Origin of the sequence: Pseudomonas sp. GM49 (assembly GCF_000282355.1) — a bacterium.
Taxonomy (GTDB): domain Bacteria; phylum Pseudomonadota; class Gammaproteobacteria; order Pseudomonadales; family Pseudomonadaceae; genus Aquipseudomonas.
Genome location: NZ_AKJL01000079.1, coordinates 1 through 2,786 on the forward strand (window position 1 = coordinate 1; position 2,786 = coordinate 2,786).

Sequence of the window (2,786 nt, forward strand, 5' to 3'; positions counted from 1 at the left end):
GCGGCTGCCGAGCTGGCCGGCGAGCATCCAGCCTGTGGGCCGGTCGAACAGTCGGGACGGGTTATCGATACGGAATTTGTTCTGGCCAATCCGTGGCCAGGCGGTTTCAACGCTTTTCCAGCCACCGGGCAGCTCGAATACAAGACGAGAAACCAGTTCGATGCCGTCCTGTTGATCGAGCTTGGCGGCGGGCACCAGATCGTCACCGCGCATCAACGCCCAGTTTGGCGTCATGCGCGTGTCGAAGCTGCCGTTCTTGCGCCCGTGGCTGATATTCACGCGGTAGGTCAGGCTGGCCTTGTCAGCAGCCGGACGCCAGACACCGCGCGCCGCGTTGCCGGGGGTCAGTTGCCATTGGCCGTCGGCCTTGAAATCGCTGTAGTGGCTGCCGTCGCCGAGGTCGAAATCCAGGCTGCGTACCGCCGAACCCTGAGCCAGCGTCAAGCGCACTTCGGCCTGATCGCTCTGCGGCAACAGGCGTACGTGATAATCCAGATCGACCTTGTTCGCAGCCCAGACGGGCGAATTCACGGCCAGTAATCCAACGACCCACGCCTGCCGCCATCCCACAGCCATACACACTCCTTCGTGAAACGTTTAACCGTTGGCAATCAGCCTGCGCGGAAAATCAGGTGATCTTCCCAATCCTCTTCCGGCACGCTGCCTTCGGCGAGCATGCGCCCGGACTGTGAGATCCGCTCGTGATGCACGGCATCGCGATCGCCGCATACCAGGTGATGCCACAACGGCAGGTCCTTGCCTTCGCTGACCAGGCGATAACCGCAGGTTGGCGGGAGCCATTTGAATTCGTCGGCCTTGCCCGGCGTAAGCTGGATGCAGTCCGGCACGAAGTCACGACGGTCAGGATAGTTCGTGCACTGGCAGGTTTTCAGATCCAGCAATTTGCAGGCGATGCGCGTGTAATAGACGCTGTTGTCGTCTTCGTCCTCAAGCTTTTGCAGGCAGCACAATCCACAGCCGTCGCACAGCGACTCCCATTCCTCCTGATCGAGTTGATCGAGGGTTTTGCGTATCCAGAACGGTTCTACTTTGGCGGCCATGGTTCGAGCATCGACATCAGGTGATGAAAAGGCCGCCAGTCTAGTGCCCGAAGCCCTGCGGGCCAAGCATTGGCGACTGTCGGTAGAACGGGCTTGTCAGTTTTTGCACTGCCAAGTAGGGTTTTGCGTCGCCCCTCACTTTCAAACGTAGCAAGGAATCTCTTGATGAGTGCCAACCCACGCGTTGCCGATTACGCCATTCACCCTCAATTCACCGATCGCTGGTCGCCCCGCGCCTTCACTGGCGAAACGATTCCAGAGGAAACCCTGCTGAGCTTCTTCGAAGCCGCACGCTGGGCACCCTCGGCCTACAACTCCCAGCCTTGGCGCTTTCTCTACGCACGTCGCGATACGCTGAATTGGGAGCGTTACCTGGGCCTGCTGAACGAATTCAACCGCAGTTGGGCGCAACACGCTTCGGCCCTGGTGATCGTGATTTCCAAAACCACCTTCGCCGTGCCTGGCGCCACTGAAGAAACCCCGGCCCTGTGGCACACCTTCGACACCGGCTCCGCCTGGGGCCACCTGGCCTTGCAAGCGAGCCTGAGCGGCTGGCACACCCACGGCATGGCCGGCTTCGACCAGGAACTGACCCGCAAGGAGCTGCACATTCCTGAAGGCTACGCCCTGCACGCCGCGGTAGCGGTGGGCAAGCTGGGAGACAAGGCGAGCCTGGCGGATTACCTGCAAGCCCGTGAAGAACCAAGCCCGCGTCGTCCGTTGAGCGAGTTGGCGGCTGAAGGCGACTTCACCCTCTAAGCCACTGCAAAAAACATTGTGGGAGCGAGCTTGCTCGCGATGGCGGCCAGTCAGTCAACATTGATGTTGAAACTAATGGCCTCATCGCGAGCAAGCTCGCTCCCACAGTTTTTGCTCCAGACAGAATCAGTGGTGAATCAATACCCGCGATCGAAATCCACTTCCCCGCGCAACGCCTCTCCCGCCTGATACGCCCGCAGGTTCTCGACAAACAGCTTCACCATCATCGACGGCGAAGTCGGTGCCGAGCTGTGGCCGGTCAGCAGCAGGCCCCAGGCCGTCCAGAATGGATGACGCTGGGGCAATGGCTCCTGACGGCACACGTCGATCACCGCGCCCGCCAGATGCCCTTCCTTCAAGGCGTCTACCAGATCCGCATCGACCACTGCCACACCGCGCCCGGCGTTGATGAACAGCCCGGTCGGCTTGAATTGCTTGAACAGCGCCGCGTCGTAGATATCGTGGGTGTCCGGCGTGTTCGGCAGCAGATTGACCACGTAATCGACTTCACCGACCAGCCGCGGCAAATCCGCCAGTGAACCGACTTCGATAAACGGCGCCTGCTCCCGCGCGCTGCTCGCAATGCCATACAACTCGACGCCGAACGGCACGAGGAACTGCGCGACACTTTGACCGATATCGCCTGTACCGACGATCAACACCTTGCGCCCCGCCAGGCTCTGGCCATGGCGACTGTCCCACTTGCGCTCGACCTGGCTGACCAGTCGCGCCAGCACTTCACGTTCGTGACCGAGCATATACGTGAGCACGTACTCGGCCATGACCTGTCCGAAGATGCCAACGGCACGCGTCAGCCGATAGTGCCGCGGCAAGCCGTCGGCCAGCAGCGGCGTAATGCCGGCCCAGGTAGATTGCAGCCATTGCGGTTGATGACCCTGGCGTAACAGGGTCGCCAGCAAATCAGGCTGGCCGAGCCACACCGGACAATCGGCGGCCTGGCTGGCC

Annotated in this window: 3 protein-coding genes and 1 pseudogene; 1 reads left to right on the forward strand and 3 read right to left on the reverse strand. The window is 61.1% G+C overall.

Annotated features, from left to right (window positions below):
• Together PMI29_RS21785 and PMI29_RS21780 are read right to left on the reverse strand one after the other, a co-directional pair.
• Positions 1 to 576: pseudogene (locus tag PMI29_RS21785) on the reverse strand (hypothetical protein); the annotation flags it as partial.
• Positions 577 to 611: 35 nt separating this feature from the next.
• The gene (locus tag PMI29_RS21780) at positions 612 to 1,061 is read right to left on the reverse strand and encodes a YcgN family cysteine cluster protein (RefSeq protein ID WP_007995709.1); all 450 of its coding nucleotides are present in this window, start codon (positions 1,059 to 1,061) and stop codon (positions 612 to 614) included.
• Between the two features lie 165 nt (positions 1,062 to 1,226).
• Between PMI29_RS21780 and PMI29_RS21775 the strand changes: the two genes are divergently transcribed.
• A complete protein-coding gene (locus PMI29_RS21775) occupies positions 1,227 to 1,820 on the forward strand; it encodes a nitroreductase family protein (RefSeq protein WP_007995710.1) in 594 nt (197 codons plus the stop codon).
• Positions 1,821 to 1,957: 137 nt separating this feature from the next.
• Here PMI29_RS21775 and PMI29_RS21770 read toward each other — a convergent pair.
• Positions 1,958 to 2,786: D-2-hydroxyacid dehydrogenase (locus tag PMI29_RS21770; protein ID WP_007995711.1), on the reverse strand; the 829-nt coding region annotated here is incomplete at its 5' end.

Excerpts from the sequence above, each read along its gene's own strand:
- PMI29_RS21780 (WP_007995709.1), bottom strand. The coding sequence starts at position 1,061 with ATGGCCGCCAAAGTAGAACCGTTCTGGATACGCAAAACCCTCGATCAA.
- PMI29_RS21775 (WP_007995710.1), top strand. The coding sequence starts at position 1,227 with ATGAGTGCCAACCCACGCGTTGCCGATTACGCCATTCACCCTCAATTC.